The organism is Streptomyces sp. MNU76 (assembly GCF_020982545.1).
GTDB lineage: Bacteria > Actinomycetota > Actinomycetes > Streptomycetales > Streptomycetaceae > Streptomyces.
Genome location: NZ_JAJKLK010000024.1, coordinates 451287 through 471736, shown reverse-complemented (window position 1 = coordinate 471736; position 20450 = coordinate 451287). Strand labels below are relative to the sequence as shown.

20 protein-coding genes and 4 pseudogenes are annotated in these 20450 nt (G+C 68.8%); 10 read left to right on the top strand and 14 right to left on the bottom strand.

Annotated features, from left to right (window positions below):
• The first annotated feature begins 76 nt into the window (after positions 1-76).
• A complete protein-coding gene (trxA, locus tag E4N62_RS40345; protein ID WP_230222722.1) occupies positions 77-448 on the top strand; it encodes a thioredoxin in 372 nt (123 codons plus the stop codon).
• A 215-nt stretch (positions 449-663) separates the two neighbouring features.
• Positions 664-951: a metal-sensitive transcriptional regulator gene (locus E4N62_RS40340; RefSeq protein WP_230222720.1), complete on the top strand. Its 288-nt coding sequence runs from the start codon at positions 664-666 to the stop codon at positions 949-951.
• Positions 952-969: 18 nt separating this feature from the next.
• Here E4N62_RS40340 and E4N62_RS40335 read toward each other — a convergent pair.
• From E4N62_RS40335 to E4N62_RS40290, 10 genes and pseudogenes are all read right to left on the bottom strand, one after another.
• A pseudogene (locus E4N62_RS40335) lies at positions 970-1098 on the bottom strand (sulfite exporter TauE/SafE family protein); the annotation flags it as partial.
• Between the two features lie 263 nt (positions 1099-1361).
• On the bottom strand, positions 1362-2249 hold the full coding sequence (gene thpD / locus E4N62_RS40330; protein WP_230222718.1) for an ectoine hydroxylase: 888 nt from the start codon (positions 2247-2249) through the stop codon (positions 1362-1364).
• A gap of 4 nt (positions 2250-2253) precedes the next feature.
• Positions 2254-2649: an ectoine synthase gene (locus E4N62_RS40325; RefSeq protein ID WP_230222716.1), complete on the bottom strand. Its 396-nt coding sequence runs from the start codon at positions 2647-2649 to the stop codon at positions 2254-2256.
• 85 nt (positions 2650-2734) lie between these two features.
• Positions 2735-3997, bottom strand: a complete 1263-nt coding sequence (gene ectB / locus E4N62_RS40320) for a diaminobutyrate--2-oxoglutarate transaminase (protein ID WP_230222714.1) — start codon at positions 3995-3997, stop codon at positions 2735-2737.
• A 50-nt stretch (positions 3998-4047) separates the two neighbouring features.
• Complete coding sequence (gene ectA / locus E4N62_RS40315; RefSeq protein ID WP_230222711.1) at positions 4048-4608, bottom strand: diaminobutyrate acetyltransferase; 561 nt, start codon at positions 4606-4608, stop codon at positions 4048-4050.
• Between the two features lie 105 nt (positions 4609-4713).
• On the bottom strand, positions 4714-5538 hold the full coding sequence (gene ehuA / locus E4N62_RS40310; RefSeq protein ID WP_374117196.1) for an ectoine/hydroxyectoine ABC transporter ATP-binding protein EhuA: 825 nt from the start codon (positions 5536-5538) through the stop codon (positions 4714-4716).
• Positions 5528-6172 carry an ectoine/hydroxyectoine ABC transporter permease subunit EhuD gene (gene ehuD / locus E4N62_RS40305; protein WP_230222709.1) on the bottom strand — a complete coding sequence of 215 codons (645 nt, stop codon included), beginning with the start codon at positions 6170-6172 and terminating at the stop codon, positions 5528-5530. The genes ehuA and ehuD overlap by 11 nt, the downstream gene beginning before the upstream one ends.
• Positions 6169-6876, bottom strand: coding sequence for an ectoine/hydroxyectoine ABC transporter permease subunit EhuC (ehuC, locus tag E4N62_RS40300; protein ID WP_230222707.1), 708 nt, complete (start codon positions 6874-6876; stop codon positions 6169-6171). The genes ehuD and ehuC overlap by 4 nt, the downstream gene beginning before the upstream one ends.
• 18 nt (positions 6877-6894) lie before the next feature.
• Entirely contained in the window at positions 6895-7794 is a 900-nt protein-coding gene (gene ehuB / locus E4N62_RS40295) for an ectoine/hydroxyectoine ABC transporter substrate-binding protein EhuB (protein ID WP_230222705.1), read from the bottom strand.
• A gap of 582 nt (positions 7795-8376) precedes the next feature.
• The gene (locus tag E4N62_RS40290; protein WP_230222703.1) at positions 8377-8922 is read right to left on the bottom strand and encodes a retropepsin-like aspartic protease; all 546 of its coding nucleotides are present in this window, start codon (positions 8920-8922) and stop codon (positions 8377-8379) included.
• 194 nt (positions 8923-9116) lie between these two features.
• Between E4N62_RS40290 and E4N62_RS40285 the strand changes: the two genes are divergently transcribed.
• The gene (locus tag E4N62_RS40285) at positions 9117-9413 is read left to right on the top strand and encodes a hypothetical protein (RefSeq protein ID WP_230222701.1); all 297 of its coding nucleotides are present in this window, start codon (positions 9117-9119) and stop codon (positions 9411-9413) included.
• Between the two features lie 161 nt (positions 9414-9574).
• Positions 9575-10720 (top strand): site-2 protease family protein, encoded by a 1146-nt coding sequence (locus E4N62_RS40280; protein WP_230222699.1) that lies wholly within the window; start codon positions 9575-9577, stop codon positions 10718-10720.
• A 502-nt stretch (positions 10721-11222) separates the two neighbouring features.
• Here the strand turns inward: E4N62_RS40280 and E4N62_RS49005 are convergent.
• Positions 11223-11354 (bottom strand): annotated as a pseudogene (locus E4N62_RS49005) (IS5/IS1182 family transposase); the annotation flags it as partial.
• 142 nt (positions 11355-11496) lie between these two features.
• Here E4N62_RS49005 and E4N62_RS40270 point away from each other — a divergent pair.
• From E4N62_RS40270 to E4N62_RS40250, 5 genes and pseudogenes are all read left to right on the top strand, one after another.
• Positions 11497-12470 (top strand): annotated as a pseudogene (locus E4N62_RS40270) (IS5 family transposase).
• A gap of 96 nt (positions 12471-12566) precedes the next feature.
• Positions 12567-13262: pseudogene (locus E4N62_RS40265) on the top strand (ISL3 family transposase); the annotation flags it as partial.
• A 182-nt stretch (positions 13263-13444) separates the two neighbouring features.
• Positions 13445-14227: a transposase gene (locus E4N62_RS40260; protein ID WP_230222696.1), complete on the top strand. Its 783-nt coding sequence runs from the start codon at positions 13445-13447 to the stop codon at positions 14225-14227.
• A 307-nt stretch (positions 14228-14534) separates the two neighbouring features.
• Positions 14535-15368, top strand: a complete 834-nt coding sequence (locus E4N62_RS40255) for an alpha/beta fold hydrolase (RefSeq protein WP_230222694.1) — start codon at positions 14535-14537, stop codon at positions 15366-15368.
• Positions 15369-16239: 871 nt separating this feature from the next.
• The gene (locus tag E4N62_RS40250) at positions 16240-16995 is read left to right on the top strand and encodes a DUF4142 domain-containing protein (protein ID WP_230222692.1); all 756 of its coding nucleotides are present in this window, start codon (positions 16240-16242) and stop codon (positions 16993-16995) included.
• On the opposite strand, the gene E4N62_RS40245 is transcribed toward E4N62_RS40250, so the two are convergent.
• The 3 genes from E4N62_RS40245 to E4N62_RS40235 form a co-directional block, all read right to left on the bottom strand.
• Positions 16987-17691: a hypothetical protein gene (locus E4N62_RS40245; protein WP_230222690.1), complete on the bottom strand. Its 705-nt coding sequence runs from the start codon at positions 17689-17691 to the stop codon at positions 16987-16989. The genes E4N62_RS40250 and E4N62_RS40245 overlap by 9 nt on opposite strands.
• Before the next feature lie 242 nt (positions 17692-17933).
• On the bottom strand, positions 17934-18467 hold the full coding sequence (locus tag E4N62_RS40240; RefSeq protein ID WP_230222688.1) for a MarR family winged helix-turn-helix transcriptional regulator: 534 nt from the start codon (positions 18465-18467) through the stop codon (positions 17934-17936).
• A gap of 34 nt (positions 18468-18501) precedes the next feature.
• The gene (locus E4N62_RS40235) at positions 18502-19590 is read right to left on the bottom strand and encodes a PP2C family protein-serine/threonine phosphatase (protein WP_230222686.1); all 1089 of its coding nucleotides are present in this window, start codon (positions 19588-19590) and stop codon (positions 18502-18504) included.
• A 159-nt stretch (positions 19591-19749) separates the two neighbouring features.
• On the opposite strand from E4N62_RS40235, the gene E4N62_RS40230 reads away from it, so the two are divergent.
• Complete coding sequence (locus E4N62_RS40230; RefSeq protein WP_230222683.1) at positions 19750-20256, top strand: nitroreductase family deazaflavin-dependent oxidoreductase; 507 nt, start codon at positions 19750-19752, stop codon at positions 20254-20256.
• The last annotated feature ends 194 nt before the right edge of the window (positions 20257-20450 follow it).

The window sequence follows — 20450 nt, the reverse complement described above, 5'->3', positions numbered from 1 at the left end:
ACAAAACCGCACCGGTACCGGTTGAACCAAGCAGACGAAAATACCCCACCGGGTATATGAGAGGAGAGGGAACCTCATGCCGACTGTCGAACTGACCAAGGACAACTTCGAGGAGACCGTCACCGGCTCCGACATCCTGCTGATCGACTTCTGGGCCGCCTGGTGCGGACCGTGCCGCATGTTCGGCCCCGTGTACGAGAAGGCGTCCGAGCGCCACCCGGACATCGTCTTCGGCAAGGTCGACACCGAGGCACAGCCCGAACTGGCGGGAGCCTTTCAGATCTCGTCCATCCCCACGCTGATGGCCGTCCGCGAGCGGACCGTCCTGTACTCGCAGCCGGGCGCGCTGCCACCGCAGGCGCTGGAGGAACTCATCGGGAAGATCCGGGCCGTCGACATGGCGGACGTGCGGCAGAAAGCCGCCGCGGGCCCGGCGGAAGCGACCTGAGCGCTTGGGCACCCGCGGCGCCTGTGCGGGTGCCCCGGACCGTGAGGTGTGCGCACGTCGTTGACGGTCACCTCGTGCAGCCGCGTGCGGGTCTGCTCGGTGCCGACAGCGACAGGGGCGGGGGTGTCGGTCATGACAGATGTGATCCTTAATGATCGCCGCCGTCCCGAACCGGGACGTACAGTACCCCTAGGGGTATTTTTCGAGGAGTGATCGTGGAACTGGAACTTGAGGGTGCGGACCTGAAGGCCGTGCTGAACCGGCTGAGGCGGGCGCAGGGTCAGATCTCCGGCGTGATCCGGATGATCGAGGAAGGCCGTGACTGCGAGGACGTCGTCACGCAGCTCGCCGCCGCCTCGCGCGCCCTGGACCGGGCGGGTTTCGCGATCATCGCGACGGGCCTGCAGCAGTGCGTGACCGACATGCAGTCCGGACGCAAGAACGGCGAGGACCCGGAGGCGATGCGCGCCCGCCTGGAGAAGCTGTTCCTGTCCCTGGCCTGACGTTGCTCGCCGCGGCCTTCACAGCACCGCGTCGATCAGCATGAAGGCCGCGACCGCGAGCAGTACCACGGCGAAGATCCGCTGAAGTGTGTACCCGGGGACCTTCACGGCCACCCGTTTCCCGTCCCAGGCACCCAGAATTTCAGCCACGGGACGGCACCGCCACTTCCCCACGCCAGCGAGCAGCCCTCGGGCCGCCGAGGCCCCTCGTACGGAGCAGCGTCGGCGGCCGCGCGCGGCGGTGACGGTCTCGCGCACCCCGGAGTCCCCCGCCGTCTGCGGGCCAAACAGAGCCGAAGGCCTTTTGTTCTTTCGTCGAACGGACAGGTGCCCGCCGACAGCGGGTGCGCCGCGCTCACGGCCGGAGGTTGTGCCCCGATGACGTCACCGGGACACAACCGGTCAACTGCCTACCTCACGGGGGTGAAGTCGCGGGCCCCTATGAACTCCGGCCTGCGGACGGGGGCGGCGAAGGGTTCGACCGCGGTGTTCTCCACGCTGTTGAAGACGATGAACACATTGCTGCGCGGGAACGGCGTGATGTTGTCCCCGGACCCGTGCATGGCGTTGCAGTCGAAGAAGACCGCCGAGCCGGCCGGGCCCGTGAAGAGACGGATGCCGTGCGCGTCGGCCAGTCCCCTCAGGGCGCCGTCGGACGGGGTGCCTGCGTCCTGCATCTGGAGCGACTTCCTGTAGTTGTCGCGGGGGGTCTCACCCGCACACCCCAGGAAGGTGCGGTGCGAGCCCGGCATGATCATGAGGCCGCCGTTGGTGTCGAGGTTGGGGGTCAGCGCGATCGACACAGAGACGGTCCGCATCCTGGGCAGGCCGTCCTCGGCGTGCCAGGTCTCGAAGTCGGAGTGCCAGTAGAAGCCGGACGCGCCGAAGCCGGGCTTGACGTTGATCCGTGACTGGTGGACGTAGACGTCGGAGCCGAGGATCTGGCGGGCCCGGCCCACGACCCGCTCGTCGCGTACGAGACGGGCGAAGACCTCGCTGACGCGGTGGATCTCGAAGACGGAGCGGATCTCCCCGGAACGCCGTTCGATGATGGCGCGCTCGTCGGCGCGTACCGCGGGATCCAGGAGCATCCGGTCCAGTTCGGCCCGGTACCGGGCGACCTCCTCGGGTCTGATGAGCTGGTCGACGGCGAGGAAGCCGTCCTGCTCGTAGCTGTGCAGGGCGCCGGCGGTGAGAGGGCCGGGGTGTCCGGGCTCCGACCAGACGACCGGGTCCTGGCGAGGGGTCGTGGTCTCGTGGGGGAGGCGGCTCGGGTAGACGTCGATGAGCGTGGTCATGGGATCAGTCCTCCGTGAGCAGGGGGTAGACGCCGTTCTCGTCGTGGTCCTCGCGGCCGGTGACGGGTGGGTTGAACACGCACACGCACCGGAAGTCGGTTCTGGGGCGCAGGGTGTGACGCTCGTGGCCGTCGAGGAGGTACAGGGTGCCGGGCGTGATCGGGTGGGTTCGACCGGTCTCGTGGTCGGTGAGCTCGGCCTCACCCTCGACGCACAGGACAGCCTCCACGTGGTTCGCGTACCACATGGTGGTCTCGGTTCCGGCGTACAGAACGGTCTCGTGCAGGGAGAAGCCCACCCGTTCGCGGGCCAGGACGAGGCGTTTGCTCTCCCAGGTGCCTGATGTCGATCTGATGTGCCGGTCGGTGTTCTCGATGTCCGCGAGCGATCGGACGATCATGATGCTCCTCGTTCCTCGTTCGTGGTTCCTGGTTCCTGGTCTCTGCGGGAGGGTGGAGCGGGTGCCGGACGGCGTCCGAACGGGGTCAGGGCGTCGTGAGGATGGCCCGGTCGAGGATGTCCAGGCCCTCGTCGAGTTCGGCGTCGCTCACGGTCAGCGGCGGCAGCAGCTTGACGACCTGGCCCTCCGGCCCCGAGGTCTCCAGGAGCAGGCCCCGTTCGAAGGCACGGGCACAAATGGCGGCGGCCCGTGCCCGGTCCTCGAACTCGATCCCCCAGACCAGGCCGCGGCCTCGGCAGGAGGTGCCGTCGTGTTCGGCGCAGAGCGCGAGCAGTCGTTGCTCGACCCGTTCGCCGAGGCGTGCGGTGCGCAGTTCCAGCTCCTGGTCCGCCCAGTAGGTGTGGAGAGCGGCGGTCGCGGTGACGAAGGCCGGATTGTGGCCGCGGAAGGTGCCGTTGTGTTCGCCCGGTTCCCACAGGTCGAGCTCGGGGCGGAAGAGGGTGAGCGCCATGGGCAGGCCGTATCCGCTGATGGATTTCGAGACGGTGACGATGTCCGGGGTGATGCCCGCCTCCTCGAAGGAGAAGAAGGCGCCGGTGCGTCCACAGCCCATCTGGATGTCGTCGACGATGAGCAGCATGTCGTGGCGTGCGCACAGCTCGGAGAGCGCGCGGAGCCACTCGGGCCGGGCGACGTTGATGCCGCCCTCGCCCTGCACGGTCTCGACGATGACCGCGGCGGGATGGTTGAGGCCGGAACCGGAGTCCTGCAGGAGCCGCTCGAACCAGAGGAAGTCGGGGACCTGACCGTCCAGGTAGTCGTCGAACGGCATGGGGGTGCCGTGGACCAGTGGGATGCCGGCTCCGGCCCGCTTGAAGGCGTTTCCGGTGACGGCCAGCGAACCGAGGGACATGCCGTGGAAGGCGTTGGTGAAGGAGACGACCGACTCGCGTCCCTTGACCTTGCGCGCCAGTTTCAGCGCGGACTCGACGGCGTTGGTCCCTGTCGGCCCCGGGAACATGACCTTGTAGGGGAGTTGACGCGGGGCGAGGACGAGTCTGTGGAAGGTCTCCAGGAAGGCGCGCTTGGCTGTGGTGGCCATGTCCAGACCATGGGTGAGGCCGTCCCGCTCCAGGTAGCTGAGCAGGGCGCGTTTGAGGACGGGGTTGTTGTGACCGTAGTTGAGGGATCCGGCCCCGGAGAAGAAGTCCAGGTAGCGGCGGCCGTCCTCGGACCACAGATGGCTGCCGCGGGCGTGGTCGAACACCACGGGCCAGCCCCGGCAGTAGCTACGGACTTCCGACTCAAGCAGTTCGAACGTGCTCAGAGGGGCCTGGGTGATGGTCATGCGGGTGGTTCTCCTTACGGGATGGTGCGGCGGTGCAGGGTCGTGCCTGGTCAGCGCCCGATGCGCTCGGGGCCGCCGGTGGGCGGGTCCAACGGGCCTATGCGGTGGAGCAGTTCCGGTGCGTGTCCGTCCTCGGGGAACAACCCGCCGTCGAAGAGGACGGTCCTCTCGACGTCCGCCCGGTGCCGCTGCGCGTAGGAGGCGAACAGGGCGAGGGAGGCCGTGTTGTCCGGGGTGATGGTGGTTTCCACGGTGGTGAGCGGGTGTTGTGCGCCCACCCGCGCCGTGAGGGCGTCGAGGAGGGCGGCTGCAAGGCGCCGCCCCCGGTGGGCCTGGTCGACGGCGATCTGCCAGATCACCAGGGTCTGCGGGCTGCTGGGCCGGAGGTAGCCGGTGACGAACGCGATCGGTTCACCGGTTTCCTCGTGCCGGGCGACGGCCGAGGTGTCCGCGAAGTCACGGCACCACAGCAGGTAGCTGTAGGCCGAGTTGAGGTCGAGGGCCTGCGAGTCGCGGGCGATGCGCCAGATCGCGGGGCCGTCGCAGACGTCCGGCCGCTCGATGAGGGGGGCACCACGGCGTGCGGGTGAGGATGAGGTCGGGAAGGGCATGAGTCCTTGTTCGGTCGGGGGCAGGGAAGCGGTGAGGCGAACTGGTGGGGGCCGGGGGCTCACGTGCGAACGGCCCCTCCCCTGCGGACAGCTCCGGGTGAAGCGTCACAGGACGGCGCCGAGGAACTCCTGGGTGCGGCGGTGCCGTGGTGCGTTGAAGAGTTGTTCGGGGCTGCCGACCTCCACGACCCGTCCCGCGTCGAACATGAGGACCTCGTCGGAGATGTCCCGGGCGAAGCCCATCTCGTGGGTGACGCAGAGCATGGTGAGGTCCGTGGTGGTGGCGATCTCGCGCAGCAGGTCGAGGACGCCGGAGACGAGTTCGGGGTCGAGGGCGGAGGTGACCTCGTCGAGGAGGAGGATCTCCGGCTCCATGGCGAGCGTTCGGGCGATGGCGACCCTCTGCTGCTGACCGCCGGAGAGCCGGCTCGGGTGGGCCAGTGCCTTGTCTGCCAGGCCCACCATGTCCAGCAGTTCCCGGGCCCGTTGCTCGGCCAGCTCCCTGGGCTGTCCGAGGGTTCGGACGGGAGCCTCGGTGATGTTGCGCAGCACGCTCATGTGGGGGAACAGGTTGAAGTGCTGGAACACCATGCCGATACGGCGCCGGATAGGCCGCTGGTGCTTCTCGTCGGCGGGCCTCAGCGAACCGTTCGCGGCACGGGTGTGCGTCAACGGCTCGCCGTCGACCCAGATCATCCCGTCCGAGACGCGCTCCAGCGTCATCAGCAGCCGCAGGATGGTGGTCTTGCCGGAACCGGACGGACCGATCAGGGTGACGTGCCGGCCCCGCTCGACGGAGAAGTCCAGCTCGTCGAGGACCGTGTGCGTGCCGTAGCGCTTGACGACCCGCTCGAAGCAGACCATCGGCTCCGGCCGCGGCGCGTCGGCGCCGTCATGGGTGGGGGGACTGTCGGTGGGGTCAGTGGCCAAGGCGCTGCTCCAGTTTCCGCAGGGCGAGCGAGGTGGGGTAGCTCGCCAGCAGGAAGACGAGCCCGGCGAGGGTGAAGGCTTCGGGATAGGCGAAGTGGTCGGCCCCGTACTCCCGGGCCTGCGCGACCATCTCCGACACAGTGATCACGGCGAGGAAGGGCGTCTCCTTGAACATCGCGATCGCGTAGTTGCCGAGGGCGGGCAGGACTCCGCGCACCGCCTGCGGCAGAACCACTGCCCACCAGGTGCGGGCGGGCGACAGCGACAAGGCCCACGCGGCCTCCCACTGGCCGGTCGGTACGGCGTCGATACCGGCCCGGTACACCTCCGCCAGATAGGCGGAATAGTGGATGCCGAGCACCACGATGCCGATGGTCAGCGGGTCGACCGAGGTGAACACCGCGTACGCGCCCACGAGTTGCACCAGCAGCGGAGTGGACCACACGAACTCCACCACGCCCTTGAGCGGCAGGGTCACCCATCGGGTGGGGGCCCGACCCCCGACCGCGAGGAGCAGGCCCACGACCGCGGCCAGCGCGGTCCCCAGCACGGTGGCCAGCACAGTGGTCCTGAACCCGGCGAGCAGCAGCGGCAGGACCTCGCGCGCCGCTTCCCAGTCCCACTGGTGGTTCACGATCCGCCCCCGCTCGTGGCGAGGATGCCTGGCCGTCCGGGGCGCCCCAGGCGTGCGGCGGCGTGCCGCTCCAGGACCCGCATCCCCGTGGTCAGCAGCATGGCCAGGACGAAGTAGAGCAACAGCAGGGTCAGATAGGCGGGCACGGTCTCCCCGGTGCGGTCACGCAGCGTCTGGACCACCGTCGTCAGGTCCGCCACGGAGATCAGCCACAGCAGCGGGGTGGACTTCAGCATCTGGATGGCGAGGTTGGTGAAGGGCGGGATCATCTGCGGCCACGCCTGTGGCAGGACCACGCGGTACATCCGCTGGAAGGGGGAGAAGCTGAGCGCGACGGCGGCCTCCCGCTGCGGACGCGGCACCGCCGCCAGGGCCCCGCGTACGACCTCCGACCCGTACGCCCCGTAGTTGAGGCCGAAGGCGAGCACCCCGCACAGCAGCGGCCCGAACTCGTACCCGGTCAGGAGCGGGAAGGCGTAGTAGAGCCAGAACAGCTGGATGTACAGGGAGGTGCCGCGGAAGAACTCCACGACGCCCCTCGACGTCCAGCGCAGCACGCGCCACCCGGAACCCGCCGCCAGGCCCAGCGCGAAGGAGAGCAGCACGGCCACCAGCGAGCCCAGCACAGTCGCCTCGACGGTCACCCATGCTCCGGCCCCGACCTCGGGAAGCTCGGACAGGAAGACGGACAAAAAGTCGCCCACGAGAAACCCGCCCCCGCGTCAGGCGGAGCACAGTCGCGCGGTCGTCAGGTCCGCCGGCGGCATCTCGGCGGCGGTGAATCCGTACGTGCCGAGCAGGGAGACGTACCGCTCCCGGTCCGACGTGATCTTCCGCAGTTCGACGTTGAAGGCGTCCCGCAGGGAGGTGGCCCCCTTACGGAAGACCGCTCCTCCCGGGCTGTACTGCTTCACCCCGTCGACCACTGGCAGGAACGGCTCGGTGACCTCGAGGCCCTTGTTGGTTCTGGCGAGCCACCGCAGCGAGATGCCGGTGAGCACGAAAGCGTCGATCCGCCCGCTCCTCACCGCGTCGGCACCGTCCTGCGGCTTGGTCAGCGTCCTGATCCGGTCCGCCGGAACACCGGCTCCCTCGGCATACCCCTTCTCGGCCGCGCCGGACATCACCCCGAGGGTGACCCCAGCCTGCTTGGCGGAACTCAGATCCCCCAGCTTCTTCGGGTTGCCGGCCGGGACCATCATGGCGGTCGGGGAGATGAACTCCGGCTCCGAGAAGAGGGCCTTCTCGCAGCGTTCGGGGAGGATGGCCATGCCCGCGCTGATCACGTCGTACTTCCCTGCGAGCAGCCCCGGGATCAGACCGTCCCATTCCGAGAACACCGGGCGCAGCTCGGGCACACCGAGGGCCTTGAACACCTCGGCGTGCAATGTCGGCGCCTCTCCCTTGAGGGTTCCCCCCTCCTTGAAGCCGTACGGTGCCTCGTTCGCGTACGCCACCTTTGCGTAACCCCGCTTCTTGAGTTGGGCGAGCAAGTCGGCGTCGCTCTCACCGCCCCCTTCGGTCTTGCTGCACCCGGTCGTGCCTCCCGCTATGGTCACGAAGGCGCCGGCGGAGGCGACGCCGAGAAGATGGCGGCGGGTCAGAGCGATGTGTCTGTGCATGGAATGAAGTCCCCTGGATCGGCGAACGCGTTGCGTCGTGACGACCCGCCTGCCCGACCCCCGAAAGGTATGCCCGATCTCTTCACAGTGTTATGGGCTCGTGCCGGGAATGTGTCAACATCCTTACTGCCAGACGTGTTTGCGAGCCCGCTCCACCAAACACTGATCGCTCCGGTCGAGTTCGGGACCCGCAACGGGTGCCCCGGTCTCGCCTTCCTACTCCTCCGTGTGCCCGGTGCGGCGTCGGTCCTTCGTCCTTTGTGACCCAAACACATCCCGGCCCGCGACCAATGATCCAACCCTGCCTCTACTTTCTCGGCCGCGCGGCGCAGCTGGTTTCCCGTCCTCCAGTGCGTTCTCGTCGCGCACCATGACCGCGTGTGGGCCCAGGGCGTGGATGTTCTGCCACAGAAGGGCGCGGTGGAGAGGATCGCGAGCGCGATGATGAGGCCAGCTCCACCATTCCATTTCTGTGCTCCTCTTCGACCGCGCAGCAACCCGTGCGTCTCCTCTTTCAGGGGTCTCTCCGTACTCGTTCTGGTGTCGACCGGACAGGGACAGCGATGGGACGGTACGGCGTTGTCACGGGGCGGGGATGGTGAGGACGCCGTCGTCGTAGTCGACGGTGATCGAGCCGAAGTCGCTGAGCACGTCCGAACCGAGCAGGCCCTGAATGCCGCCTCCTCCCCTGGGCGGCCCAAGGTCGATGACGGTGACCTCTCCTGGGTCGAGGCGTATGTCACCGACTTCCCACTGGTCCACTCGGACAACGGGGACCTCCCCAGTGCCGAGGATCCCGCTCACCGTACGTCGCTCGCCGGTGTGTTCCAGACCGACCCGGTCCGCGACATCTTCGTCGACGACGCTCGTGGAGGCGCCGGTGTCCAGGGCGAACGAGAAAGGCCCCTGGCCTTCGACGCTCACGGGGACGAACGCCAGCGTCCGACCGCCCTGCTCCACAACCCTGAGTGGTACCTCGCCTGCGGACGTCCGCGTCGAGCCCGGGGCGTCGCGTTCCCCGACCACGACACAGCCCGCCAGCATCGGTGCGGCCACGAGCGCCGCGAAGAGTCGTCGGTGCCTGAGCCGATGCCTCGCGCCGGACGCTGCGTCGTCCCACGTGCTCATGCGGCCCGGGTGCCCACCCGCGAGCAGCGTAACCCGCGGCGGCGGCTCCCCCATGAGCGGCGGGGTCCCGGAGTTGCGTGCGCGCGACGTGTACTCGACAGCGCGGATCATTCGGTCGACGACCGGTGCCAGAAGCTCGTGTCAGGCGTCTGACTTGGGGTAATCGGTTACCAAGGCCGGAAGAGGAGGTGGGAGTGATGGTCATGCTGGCGCTCTTGCTCGTACTGGCCACGGGCGGTTTCGGGGCCGTGGGTGTCGTGGAGAACCTCTCGCGCAGCTCTGAGTACGCGGTGGAGATCTTCGGTCATCAGATCGCGACGCTGACCGCGCCAGGACATTTCCTTTCCGGTGTGGCGCTGACGCTGATCTTCTGCCTCGGGCCGGCGGTGCTCGTGGCCGGTTCGAAGCGGCATCGGCGCATGCATGAGGCTCACGTCCGCACCGGCCCTCGGGTAGCAGGAGCAGGCAGTCGGCACATCTTCGAGCACTGACGGGCCCGTGGGTGGGGGCGTCCGACAGACGCTGAGCCGTTCCCGCCGCCCGGCGACGGGACTGACCGGGCAGCGGGGCATGACGCACTGCTCACGGGACGAGTTCATCAACTGCACCGCACCCACCGCGGGCATCGAGTTCGAACCAGGAGGTGGTCGGCATGCGGGCGACGTTCTCCCTGGGGCGTGTGGCCGGTATCCGGGTGGGCGTGCACTGGAGCGTGCTGGTCATCTTCGTCCTGATCCTGGTGGGGCTGGCGGGCGGCAGCCTCCGGGAGGCTCATCCGGATCGCCCGGCATGGCAGTACTGGCTTGTGTCCGGGGTGACCGCGGTGCTGTTCCTGCTGTCGCTGCTGGCGCATGAGATCAGCCACGCGGTGGTGGCCCGTCGTAACGGAGTGTCCGTCGAGGACATCACCCTGTGGCTGCTCGGCGGACTCGCACGGCTCAGGAGCGAGGCGGCCACCCCCGGCGCGGAGCTGCGCATAGCCGGCGTAGGGCCTCTGGTCAGCCTGCTGCTCGGAGGAATATTCGCTCTGGCGGCCGGACTGCTGGCCGCATACTCCGAGGCCGGGCTCGTGGTGGAGGCCCTGGCCTGGCTGGCGGGGATCAACATCCTGCTGGCCGTCTTCAACGCTCTGCCCGCCGCGCCCCTGGACGGTGGTCGGCTGTTGCGGGCGGCGGTGTGGTGGAAGACCGGGAGCCCGCTGCGCGCCACGGCGGTGGCCACGGCTGCGGGACGATTCCTGGGGTGGGCGCTGGTGGGTATCGGCTTGTACCTCGTCCTGGTCGGGGCTGTGTTCAGCGGCATCTGGCTGGTGGTCATAGGTTGGTTCGTCATCGCGATGGCCACAGTGGAGGGTGGCCAGGCGAAACTGCGCGACATGATGGGCGGCATCCCCGTGAGCGACGCGATGACACCCGACCCCGTGACCGTCCCCGAAACCACCACGATCGGCGAGTTTCTGGCCGACCCCCGTTACCGCTACCGCCACTCGGCCTTCCCTGTCGTGGACGGCAACAACACCGCGGCGGGCCTGGTCACCCTCAAGGCCGCCGACGCGGTCACGGAGCCGGAACGCTCCTCCACCCGTGTCACCGACGTGATGGTGCCGGTTCACGATCTGCCGACTCCACGCCCCGACGACCCGCTGGCCCGGCTGGTTGCCGATTTGCAGGCCAGTCCCGTCCACCGCGCCCTCGTACTGGAAGGAGACCGACTGACCGGCATCGTCACTTCGTCCGACATCAGCCGGGTCACGTCCTGGCTGAGCTCATCGTCCGCCTGGCGCAAGCGGACCCTGTGACGACCGCGAGCCAGCCGACCGATGTGATGCGGCCCGACCGGTGACATTCAGTGGATGTTCGCGCGTCGGCGAGGCGGTTCGCTTGGTTTGACCGGCATCGCCCCCGCCGTGGGCAGATGCCTGAATCCCGACGGTCGCTGACAGCGCGGCGTCGCCGATCCGATTCCCCCGCCCGGCCCTCTTGCTACCCCTCGACCGAGGGGCGCGGTGCATCCGCGTGATCCGAGTCTCGCCTCGTCGGGCGGCCGCCGTCCGTGCCTGGCTGAGGCCATGCCAGTCGTAGTACGACTGGAGCACCGCAGAGCCGGACTTCGAGCGTGGCGCAGTGGCACGAGCCGCCTAGTCTCAGTGGCCATGAGTCAGAGCGGTTCGCAAGCGGCAGCGTTCTTCCGAGATGTCCGCCAAAGCATAGTCGTCCGGCTTGTCCGGAATGACGACGGAATGCCGACCCACCTCTCCGCGGGCGGCACGCGAAGTCTTCCCTTCTGGTCGACCTCGGCCTGCCCTGGAACACCAACCGGTCCGGATGCCGCTTGCGCCCAGGGTGCCGCGTCCGGCGCTCAATCCTGAGCAGTAGCGGCTCGATCACTGCCCACAGTTCGTCGTCGACTTCCCACGGCTTCGGCCGCGCCACCGCACACCTCCGGATCAGCAGTCCCGGAGTGATCCAACCACTTCGAAGATCATTTCGTTAGGGGTTCTAGGGCCTGTATGGAGTTGTGATCTCGTGAGCCCCCGGCCTGGGAAAGCCGGGGGCCCTGGGGTAAAACGGTGGGGTGTCTCGACCTCAACTTTCGGATGCCGAGTGGGAGTTCGTCTCCCCGTTCCTGCCGGTCGGTGAGTATGGGCCGTACCCGGAGAATCTGCGGGCGCACTTCGAGGGCATCGTGTGGCGGTTCAGGAACGGGGCGAAATGGCGGGAGTTGCCCGAACGGTTCGGGCGCTGGTCCACCGTTTACGGCCGGTTTCGGCAGTGGCGGGATGCCGGGGTGTTCACCGCGGTGTTCCAGGGTGCGATCGCCGAGGCGGCGAAGCGGGGCCTGGTGGACTTGTCGCTGGTCAGCGTGGACTCGACCACGGTCCGGGCCCATCATGATGCTGCCGGGATGATCGTGGAGCCCGAGATCCTGGACGTGCTGGAGAAGGCCGCCGCGGAAAAAGGGGCGCCGGCCAGGAACAAGACGGGCAGCTGGACCCGGAGCGGGAAGAACGACGACGTGTGAGGCGTCGCCGCAGGGCCCGGCTCGCCGCTGCTGACCTGGGGCGTTCCCGCGGCGGACTGACCACGAAGACGCACCTGTCCTGTGTGCCGCAGTGCCTGCCCCTCTCACTGAAGATCACTGCGGGGCAAGCCGGGGACAGTCCGCAGTTCATCCCCGTCCTGAACAAGATCCACGTCCCCGGCCCGGTCGGCCGGCCCCGCACCCGGCCGGACGCAGTCGCGGGCGATAAGGCGTACTCGTCCCGCCAGAACCGTTCCCACCTGCGCAAACGCGGGATCAAAGCGGTCATCCCCGAGAAGAAGGATCAGGCCGCCCACCGCAAGAACCGTGGCTCACGCGGCGGACGGCCCGTCACCTGGGACAAGCAGTTGTACAAGCTCCGCAACAGCGTCGAACGCACCATCAACAAGATCAAGGACTGGCGTGGCCTCGCCGTCCGCTACGACAAAAAGCCTGAAAGCTACCAGGCCGGACTCGAATTATGCGCCGGCCTCCTCTGGATCCGACACCTCGGATCACAGCCTTGATCACAACTCCATACAGACCCTAAGTGTCGACGGTCATGCAATTCGGCTCTGTCGTAGATCTTGTGACGGAGCCCGCCTGAACTGGGCATCAACCGGGTGTGCGGTTCAGGGAGTTTGGGACGGTTGCTACCGCATTTAGCCGGTGTGGTGGTCGAGTCGATCGAGCGTGCGGCCGGGACGGTCACGTTCTGCGCGTACTCCGCAGTACCGACGGCGAGGTGCCCAAGATGCGGGGTGGTGTCGTGGCGTGTGCACGGCCGATACGCGCGCCGGCTCGCTGACGCGCCCGTCGGCGGGGCTCCGGCGGTGATCGAACTCATGGTGCGCCGGTTCAAGTGCCTCAATCCGCAGTGTCCAGCGGTGACGTTCGCCGAGCAGGTCGAGGGGCTGACCAGCCCGTATGCTCGGTACACGCCGCTGCTGCGCACGCTGCTCACCTCGATTGCGGCATGTCTGGCGGGCCGGCCGGGTGCACGGCTCGCGGCCACACTGAGCATCCGCGTCGCCAAGGACAAGCTCCTTGAACTCCTCCAAGGGCTGCCGGAGTTACCGCAGGCCAGCGTGCGTGTCCTCGGCGTCGACGACTTCGCGCTGCGCAAGGGCGACTCCTACGCCACGATCCTGGTGGACCTGGAAGAGCGGCGCCCGGTCGATGTGCTGCCGGGCCGGGACGCCGAGCCGCTGGCCACCTGGCTGCGTGATCACCCCGAGGTCGAAGTGATCTGCCGCGACCGGGCCGGCGCCTACGCCGAAGGCGCCCGCACCGGGGCCCCGCAGGCCCTCCAAGTCGCCGACGCTTGGCATCTGTGGCGTAACCTCGCCGAAGCCGTGGAGAAGACCATCGGCGCCCACCACCCCTGCATCCGCGCCGCGCTCACCCCGACCCCGCCATCCAAGAGCCGCCTCCAGCACCCCTGGTCACGGCGGAGCCGCCGGAGCCTGACCTCGTCCCACCCGACGGCACGCTCGACGTCTTGGGCCGCCCCCGGCGGCTGGTGGCCCGGACCACCGAACGCTACGAGGCCGTCCAGCAACGACTCGCCGAGGGGAAGTCCCTGGCCACGATCCGGCGGGAACTGCGGCTGGACCACTCCACCGTCCGCCGATTCGCCCGCGCCCAGAGCCTGGAGGAACTGCTGGTCAAGGCCACTCACCGGGCTTCGATACTCGACCCCTACAAGCCGTACCTCCATGAACGCTGGCGCGAGGGCTGCCACGACGTCCCACGTCTCCACCACGAGATCCAAGAACAGGGATTCACCGGCGACATCCAGAGCGTCCGCCGGTACTTCCGCCCGTTCAAGAGGCCGCACAGCCCCCTGCCGAAGTCACCATCCGCACCCCCGCCCCCGGTCAGGACCCTTCCTAAACCCCGGCGTGTGGTCCGCTGGATCATGTCCGCCCCCGACCGGCTCTCCGAGGCCAACGCCGCAGAGCTCAAGGAGATCCGCACCGGCTGTCCGCACCTGGACCTCACCGTCCGGCACGTACGTGACTTCGCCGCGATGATGCGAGACCACAACGCCGCGGCCCTCCCAGATTGGATGGACCGGGTCATGGCCGACGACCTGCCGGCCCTGCACTCGCTGGTCAACGGCTTCCGCCGCGACCTCGACGCCGTCACCGCCGCCTTCGCTACCCCCTGGAGCTCGGGCCAAGTCGAAGGTCACGTCACGAGAGCCAAGCTCCTCAAGCGCATGGGCTTCGGCCGCGCGCACCTCCCGCTTCTCCGCAAACGCATCCTTCACAGCCCATGACCGCGAAGCCGTCACAAGATCGCCGACAGAGCCCGTGATTCCCCACCGCCATGGTCACGAGTCCTCATGGGGACGGTGACCGCGGATGGTGTTGCTGACCGCGCTCGAACCAGCGCGGCTTTTCTCGGCGGCGGCTCCAGCCCTGCGTCCTGCTCCAGCTCCGCGGGCTGAACGGTCTCCGCCAGAGCCCCCTCGACACAGGCAGCCCGCGTACCACCGCTAAAAAAGCTTCTCTTCGAGCGATGAATCCGCACCTGCAGAGAGGTCGAAGTGATCAACAGCCAAGCTCAGCCCCGCCGGAGGATGCATGCTCACCAACGCGACCGATGCCGCTGACGCCCGTTCCCTCAAGGTGCCCGACGCTCGCCTGCACTACGAGCTGCGTGGCCAAGGCCCGCTCGTCGTGCTGGTCGGCGCCCCGATGGACGCCGCCGCCTTCGCCCCGCTGGCCGGCCTCCTCGCGGCTGACCACACCGTGCTCACCACCGACCCGCGGGGGATCAACCGCAGTCGGCTCGACGATCCCGAACAGGACTCGACACCGCAGCTGCGCGCCGACGACCTGTCCCGGCTGATCGCCCACGTCGACGCGGGCCCGGCGGTGGTGGTGGGCTCCAGCGGCGGCGCGGTCAGCGCGTTGGCCCTCGCCCAGGCCCACCCCGAGCTCGTGCACACCGTCATCGCCCACGAGCCCCCGCTGATCGAGCTGCTGGAGGATCGTGAGCAGCTGCGGGCCGGCACCGAGGAGACCGTCGCCGCCTATCTCGCCGACGGCGTGATCGGAGCGTGGAAGAAGTTCTTCGCCCAGGCCGGCATCTTCATGCCTGAGCCCGTGGTGGAGCAGATGTTCGGCGGAGCGCGAGACGCGCAACAGGTCGCGGACGAACGCCGCTGGTTCGCCCACGAGATGCGGGCCTCCACCTACTGGCGGCCCGACCTAGCCGCCCTGCGCCGGGCGGCCTGTCGCATCATGGTCGGCATCGGCGAGGACTCCACCGGACAGCTCTGCGACCGCACCGCCCGCGCGCTCGCCCGGGCGCTGGACACCCAGCCGGCCGCCTTCCCTGGCGGCCACACCGGCTTCGTCGACAACCCCGATGCCTTCGCCTCATGCCTACGCACCGTCATGCACGACAGCTGAGCAGCAAGGAAGCACCCCGCCAGGCGGCTTGAGCTGCGCAGCTCAAGCCGCCTGGCGGGTGTCCATTGCCTGCGGACATCCACAAATGTCGACGGTCCTGTTTTCTCTATCTTGGGAGGTTTGCGTGCTATTTCGCCATCTCATGCAAATCCTCCTGATTAGCCATGGGTAGCGCGGACGCGGAGTCCGGGATCGAGGGACCTGGTCGTCGCGGAGCTGCCCGTGTTCCTCGCCCCCTGGTTCGGCAGGCCGATCGGCAGCCCGGACGGCGAGGAGAAGAAGTTGGGCAGCGCCCGAGCGTCCTGCCCCAGAAGGCCGTCGGTGCGCTCCGTGCGCGGAAGGATGTGATCGCGGGAACACCGAGCGGGCCCCGAAGGCAGGGCACCCGCAGGAGCGGTCGGCCATCGCGCCAACTGCGCCTGGACGTCCGGATGGTGATCGAGAATCAGGTTCGCACCGCTTGCTGCGCGGGGGCGGGCCCCATCGGCGGCCTCTCGACCACTACTCCGCCGCCCTGGCCACCGAACCGCGTGCCCGCAGGGACTCTCTCCGTTCCCGCACCCTATGCAGTGGGTCCCTCGTCGCCGGTTCGGTCCACGGTCGTCACCATCTCATCGAGGATCCCCGCCCACGACCCGGACACTCGAGCGTTCGATTTATCGAACACCCTCGCCCTCCCGCAGGTCAGAGCGATCTACGTCCCCGCGCCCGAGACCCCGCATCGATCACACATCGATCACACTGCAAATTTTACCCAGAGCAATGATTCATTCGGCCTTCTCGTCCGTACCCCCTGGCGACCCAGCCGCACGGCGGGTCCGACGCCCCCCGTCGGATCCGCGGGTGCGGACACCCGCTGTCAGGAGCTGCCATGGCCCGCATCAGAAACATCGGAACGATCTTCGTCAGCGGCGGAATGCTGCTGACCGTCGCCGCACTCGCCTACCCCGCCATGCTGGGAATCGACAAGACGGCCACGGGCACGGAGCGGATCATCGCCAACACCCCCTACGGACCGCTGACGGAAGCCGACCGGGACTTCGTCATCAAGGTGCGCTCCGCCGGCCTGTGGGAGTACCCCCTGGGCGAGATGGCCATGGAGCGCGGTACGACGCCGGAGATGAAGGAGGCCGGTGAACATCTGGTCGTCGGGCACGCCGGCCTCGATGAGATGTGCCGCAAGATCGCGCCCGAGCTGAACATCACGCTCAACAACCAGGCGAGCCCTCAACAGCAACAGTTCGTCGCGACCGTCGACGCGGCCAAGGGCAAGGAGTTCGACTCCACCGCGGTGCAGATCATGCGCGTCACGCACGGCCAGATCTTCCCCGCCATCGCCAAGATCCGTGCCAGTACGCGCAACACCCTGGTACGTCAGCTGGCCGACCTGGCCAACGACACCGTGCTCGACCACATCACCGTGCTGGAGAAGACCGGGCTGGTCAACCACGACCAGGTCAACTACCAGCAGACCAACCCGCCGAAGCTCCCCAGCGAGCAGGTCACCCCGCCCGTGCCCCAGCAGGGAGCTCCGATGGTGGTCCTCACCCCACGACCGGATCTGGACGTACAGACCGCCGCCCCGACGGCGGGCCCGACCCCCACTCCTTCGCCGTCGTCAGAGTGAGGAGCCCGGCGACCCACCGCGCCCGCCTCGTTCTCCCTCACCAGCAGGACGGGGCCGGGTCCCGGTCGTCGTACCGGCAGGGCTCATCCGGAAGGAACGCACCACCGCGACCGCACAACCGGAGATCAGGGCACACGCCAGAGCGGCGACACGGCCCCGTCGAGTGCGCTCCCCCTCCGGATCCACGCCGCGGGGCGGAACATGGCCTTCGGGGTCGTACACCACCTGCAGCGCGTCGCCGGCCCGGGTCGTCCGTCCGCAGCCCCGCCAGATCCGCGTGCTGAGGGGGACCCCCTCGGGGCTGGTCACCGAGCACAGGTATCGGCCGCCTCGGATCCCCGTGCCAGGCCCGCCCTCGACCGCGGTGACGACCACGGACTCCACCCGCCCCCGTATCTCCAGCACCAGCCCAGCCGCGGTCGGCGGCGCCTGCAACGCGAGGCACACCCCGAGCACCGCGACTGTCCCGACGAGTGCCCGCCCGGCCCCGATCACGAGCAGATAAGCGGCCAGCATGACAGCGACTGCCAGCCCCACCTCTCCGCCCACCAGGGCCTGTCGCCCGATCCACCCGCCCATCGCCCCCGCGCCGGTGATCGCGCTCGCGGCCAGGATCCCGGCGAGCAGCCCCTTGACGAGGAGCCGACGGGGCGGCAGCCCGACGAACTCCGCAGGACCCCACACGACCGACCTCACGTGGGCCGACAGTCCCGCTTCCGTCACGCGCGGTCGTCGACGCAACCTGGGCATTGCCCCCCACCCCCGAGTCATCCACTGCCCGCGAGCCGCGGCCACCTCCGAGGCAGGCTTGGACCAGCTGGTCCACCACATCTCGTAACGCCCCCGCAACTCCCTTGCATTATGCAAAACCTGTCAAGGGCGAGGCCGGTCTGCCGGACACGCCCACAGGAGCTGCGACATGAGCCGGCGCACGCCCCTCAGGCGCCGCGCCCCACCGGCGTGTCCACCCAACCGAGCGGATACAGGTCCGGATCGTCCGCCGCCGGAGCCAGGGGCTCGCCACCCGCCTCGTTGAACGCGGTGAGCGCGCCGACGAGCGCCGTCCGCTGGTCCGGAGCGAGCCGCTCGACGATCGTCGCGATCTCGGCGCGGCGCCGACCGGTGACGTCGGCGACCGTGCGCCGTCCCTCGTCCGTGAGCTGGAGCATCGTCTCGCGGCGGTTGTCCGGGTTGGTCTGGCGGTCGGCGAGCCCGGCCGCGATCAGCCGGTCGATCATCCGCATGGCGGTGGACGGCGCCACCTGAAGCAGGTCCGCGAGCCCGACGAGCTTGGTGGCACCACGGGTCGACAACACGACCAGCATGCGGAACTGCGGCAGCGTCACCCGCTCCTCGACCTCGGCCAGAGATCTCGCCGAGACCGCCACCAGCAGCCGCGACGCGGTGAGCACCGCTCGGGTGACCGCGTCGACATCGTCCATGCCCCTTGAGGGGGTCCCACGTTCCGCCATGCCTCCCTTTTTACGCGCTGTGGCACCCGTGCACTCAATCGGTCGGAACAGATTTTCCCTTTCCATGACCGTGGTAACGCAGCAGGAGCATCGCGGCGTCGTCGTGCGGCGGACCGGACGCGTGCCGCACCACGTCCTCGCGCAGCGCGGTCAGCGCGCTGCCCGGGTCGAGGTCTTCCAGCAGGTGGGACCGGTCGGCCAGCGGATAGAACTCGCCTTGCTCGTCACGCGCCTCGGTGACACCGTCGGTGTACAGCAGTAACTGCTCACCGGGCTCGAAGGCCACCTCGTACGGTTTCGGGCCGTCGCCCCCGTGGGCGCCCAACCCGAGCGGCAGAGCATAGGAAGGCGGTTGCAGGAAGTCGGCGGTGCCGTCCCGGCGCACCCGCATCGGGTCCGGGTGACCGTAGTTGAGGAAGACGACCTCGTGGTCGGGGCCGAACTCGGCGAGGATCGCGGTGACGAATTTCTCACCCTCCAACTCCCGGGCAACACTCCGCTCCAGCCGCTCACCGAGCCCCACCAGGTCGGGTTCGTCGTGGGCCGCCTCCCGGAAGGCGCCGAGCACCACCGCGGCCGTCTCGACGGCGGCCAGCCCCTTGCCCTGCACGTCGCCGACGATCACCCGGACACCGTGCGGCGAGGCGACCACCTCGTACAGATCGCCGCCGATCCGCGCCTCGGCCACGGCGGAGGTGTACGACACCGCCACCCGTAGCGGGCCCGCCGTCAGGGGCACCGGCCGCAACAGCACCCGCTGGGCGACCTCGGCGATCGAGCGCACACCGGCCAACTCCGCTTCCCGGCGTGAGCGCATCACGGCGGCAGCGATACCCACACCGGTGACACCTGCCACCGATCCCAGGGCCGCGAAGCCCCGACTCTCCTCGAACAGCCCGTTGTACAGGCCGAGTCCCATGCACAGCAGCAGCGCGACCGCACCGATCACGGCGGTACGCCGCCACCCCCCGACCAGCCCGGAGAAGGCCGGCCCGAGTGACACCAGCGGCAGCAGCCCCACTCCGGGCCCGGCCACGATGTCGACCCCGGTCACCACAGCCATCACCGCGACCGGCATGCAGGACAACACCGTCCCGTTGGACGGCGACTTCTTCATGGTCATGGCGTACTCCAGCGATGTCACGGCACTGGAGAGCCGCCCCGCGCTGACACCCCTCCCTAACACTTAGACTATGCAATGGTTGCCTCGACGGCACGGCTCTCGCTCCGGCCCTTTACGCAATCGATGCCGAGAGTCGACACCCCCGGCCCTGGAGACCTGATGCGGCAACCGGACAACGCCACCTCTCACCGCCCCCGACTCCCCTCCGGATGGAGACGCTCCGCCCTACGGCTGCCGATCCTGCTGTTCCGTGCGGGCCTGGGGCCCGTCTTCGGCAGACGGTTCCTGCTGCTGCACCACACCGGTCGCGTCACCGGAGCCGACCGCCACGTGGCGCTGGAGGTCGTGGCCCACGATCCGGCAGAGGTCAGTTGGACCGTCGCGTCCGGCTTCGGGCCGAAGGCGGACTGGTACCGCAACCTGCGCCACCGGCCGCAGACCATCGTCCAGGTGGGGAATCGTCACTACGCGGTCGACGCGGTGTTCCTGACACCGGGAGAGGGGGCGAAGGTCATGGCCGCTTACGCGGTGCGCCATCCACGGACCGCTCGCCGCCTCTGCGCCTTCATGGGCCTGGCCGTGGACGGCAGCGCGGCCTCGTTCCAGGAGGCGGGCACGTCCATCCCGTTCGTACGGCTCGATTCCTCCGGGCAGCACATGCACTGAGCAACGCCTCCGACCTGCCCTCGCCCCCGACACTTCTTGGCACCGCGGGAGCCGCGCGCCCAGCGAACCGCGTGCCTGCACGGGCCCGGCCGGGCCATCGCCGGAACAGCACGAGCGCCGATGCCCCGCACCGGAAACACCTAGCGTGTTCCCCACCGCCTCATCGTGCCCACGGGAATCGTCCCCCCCGCATT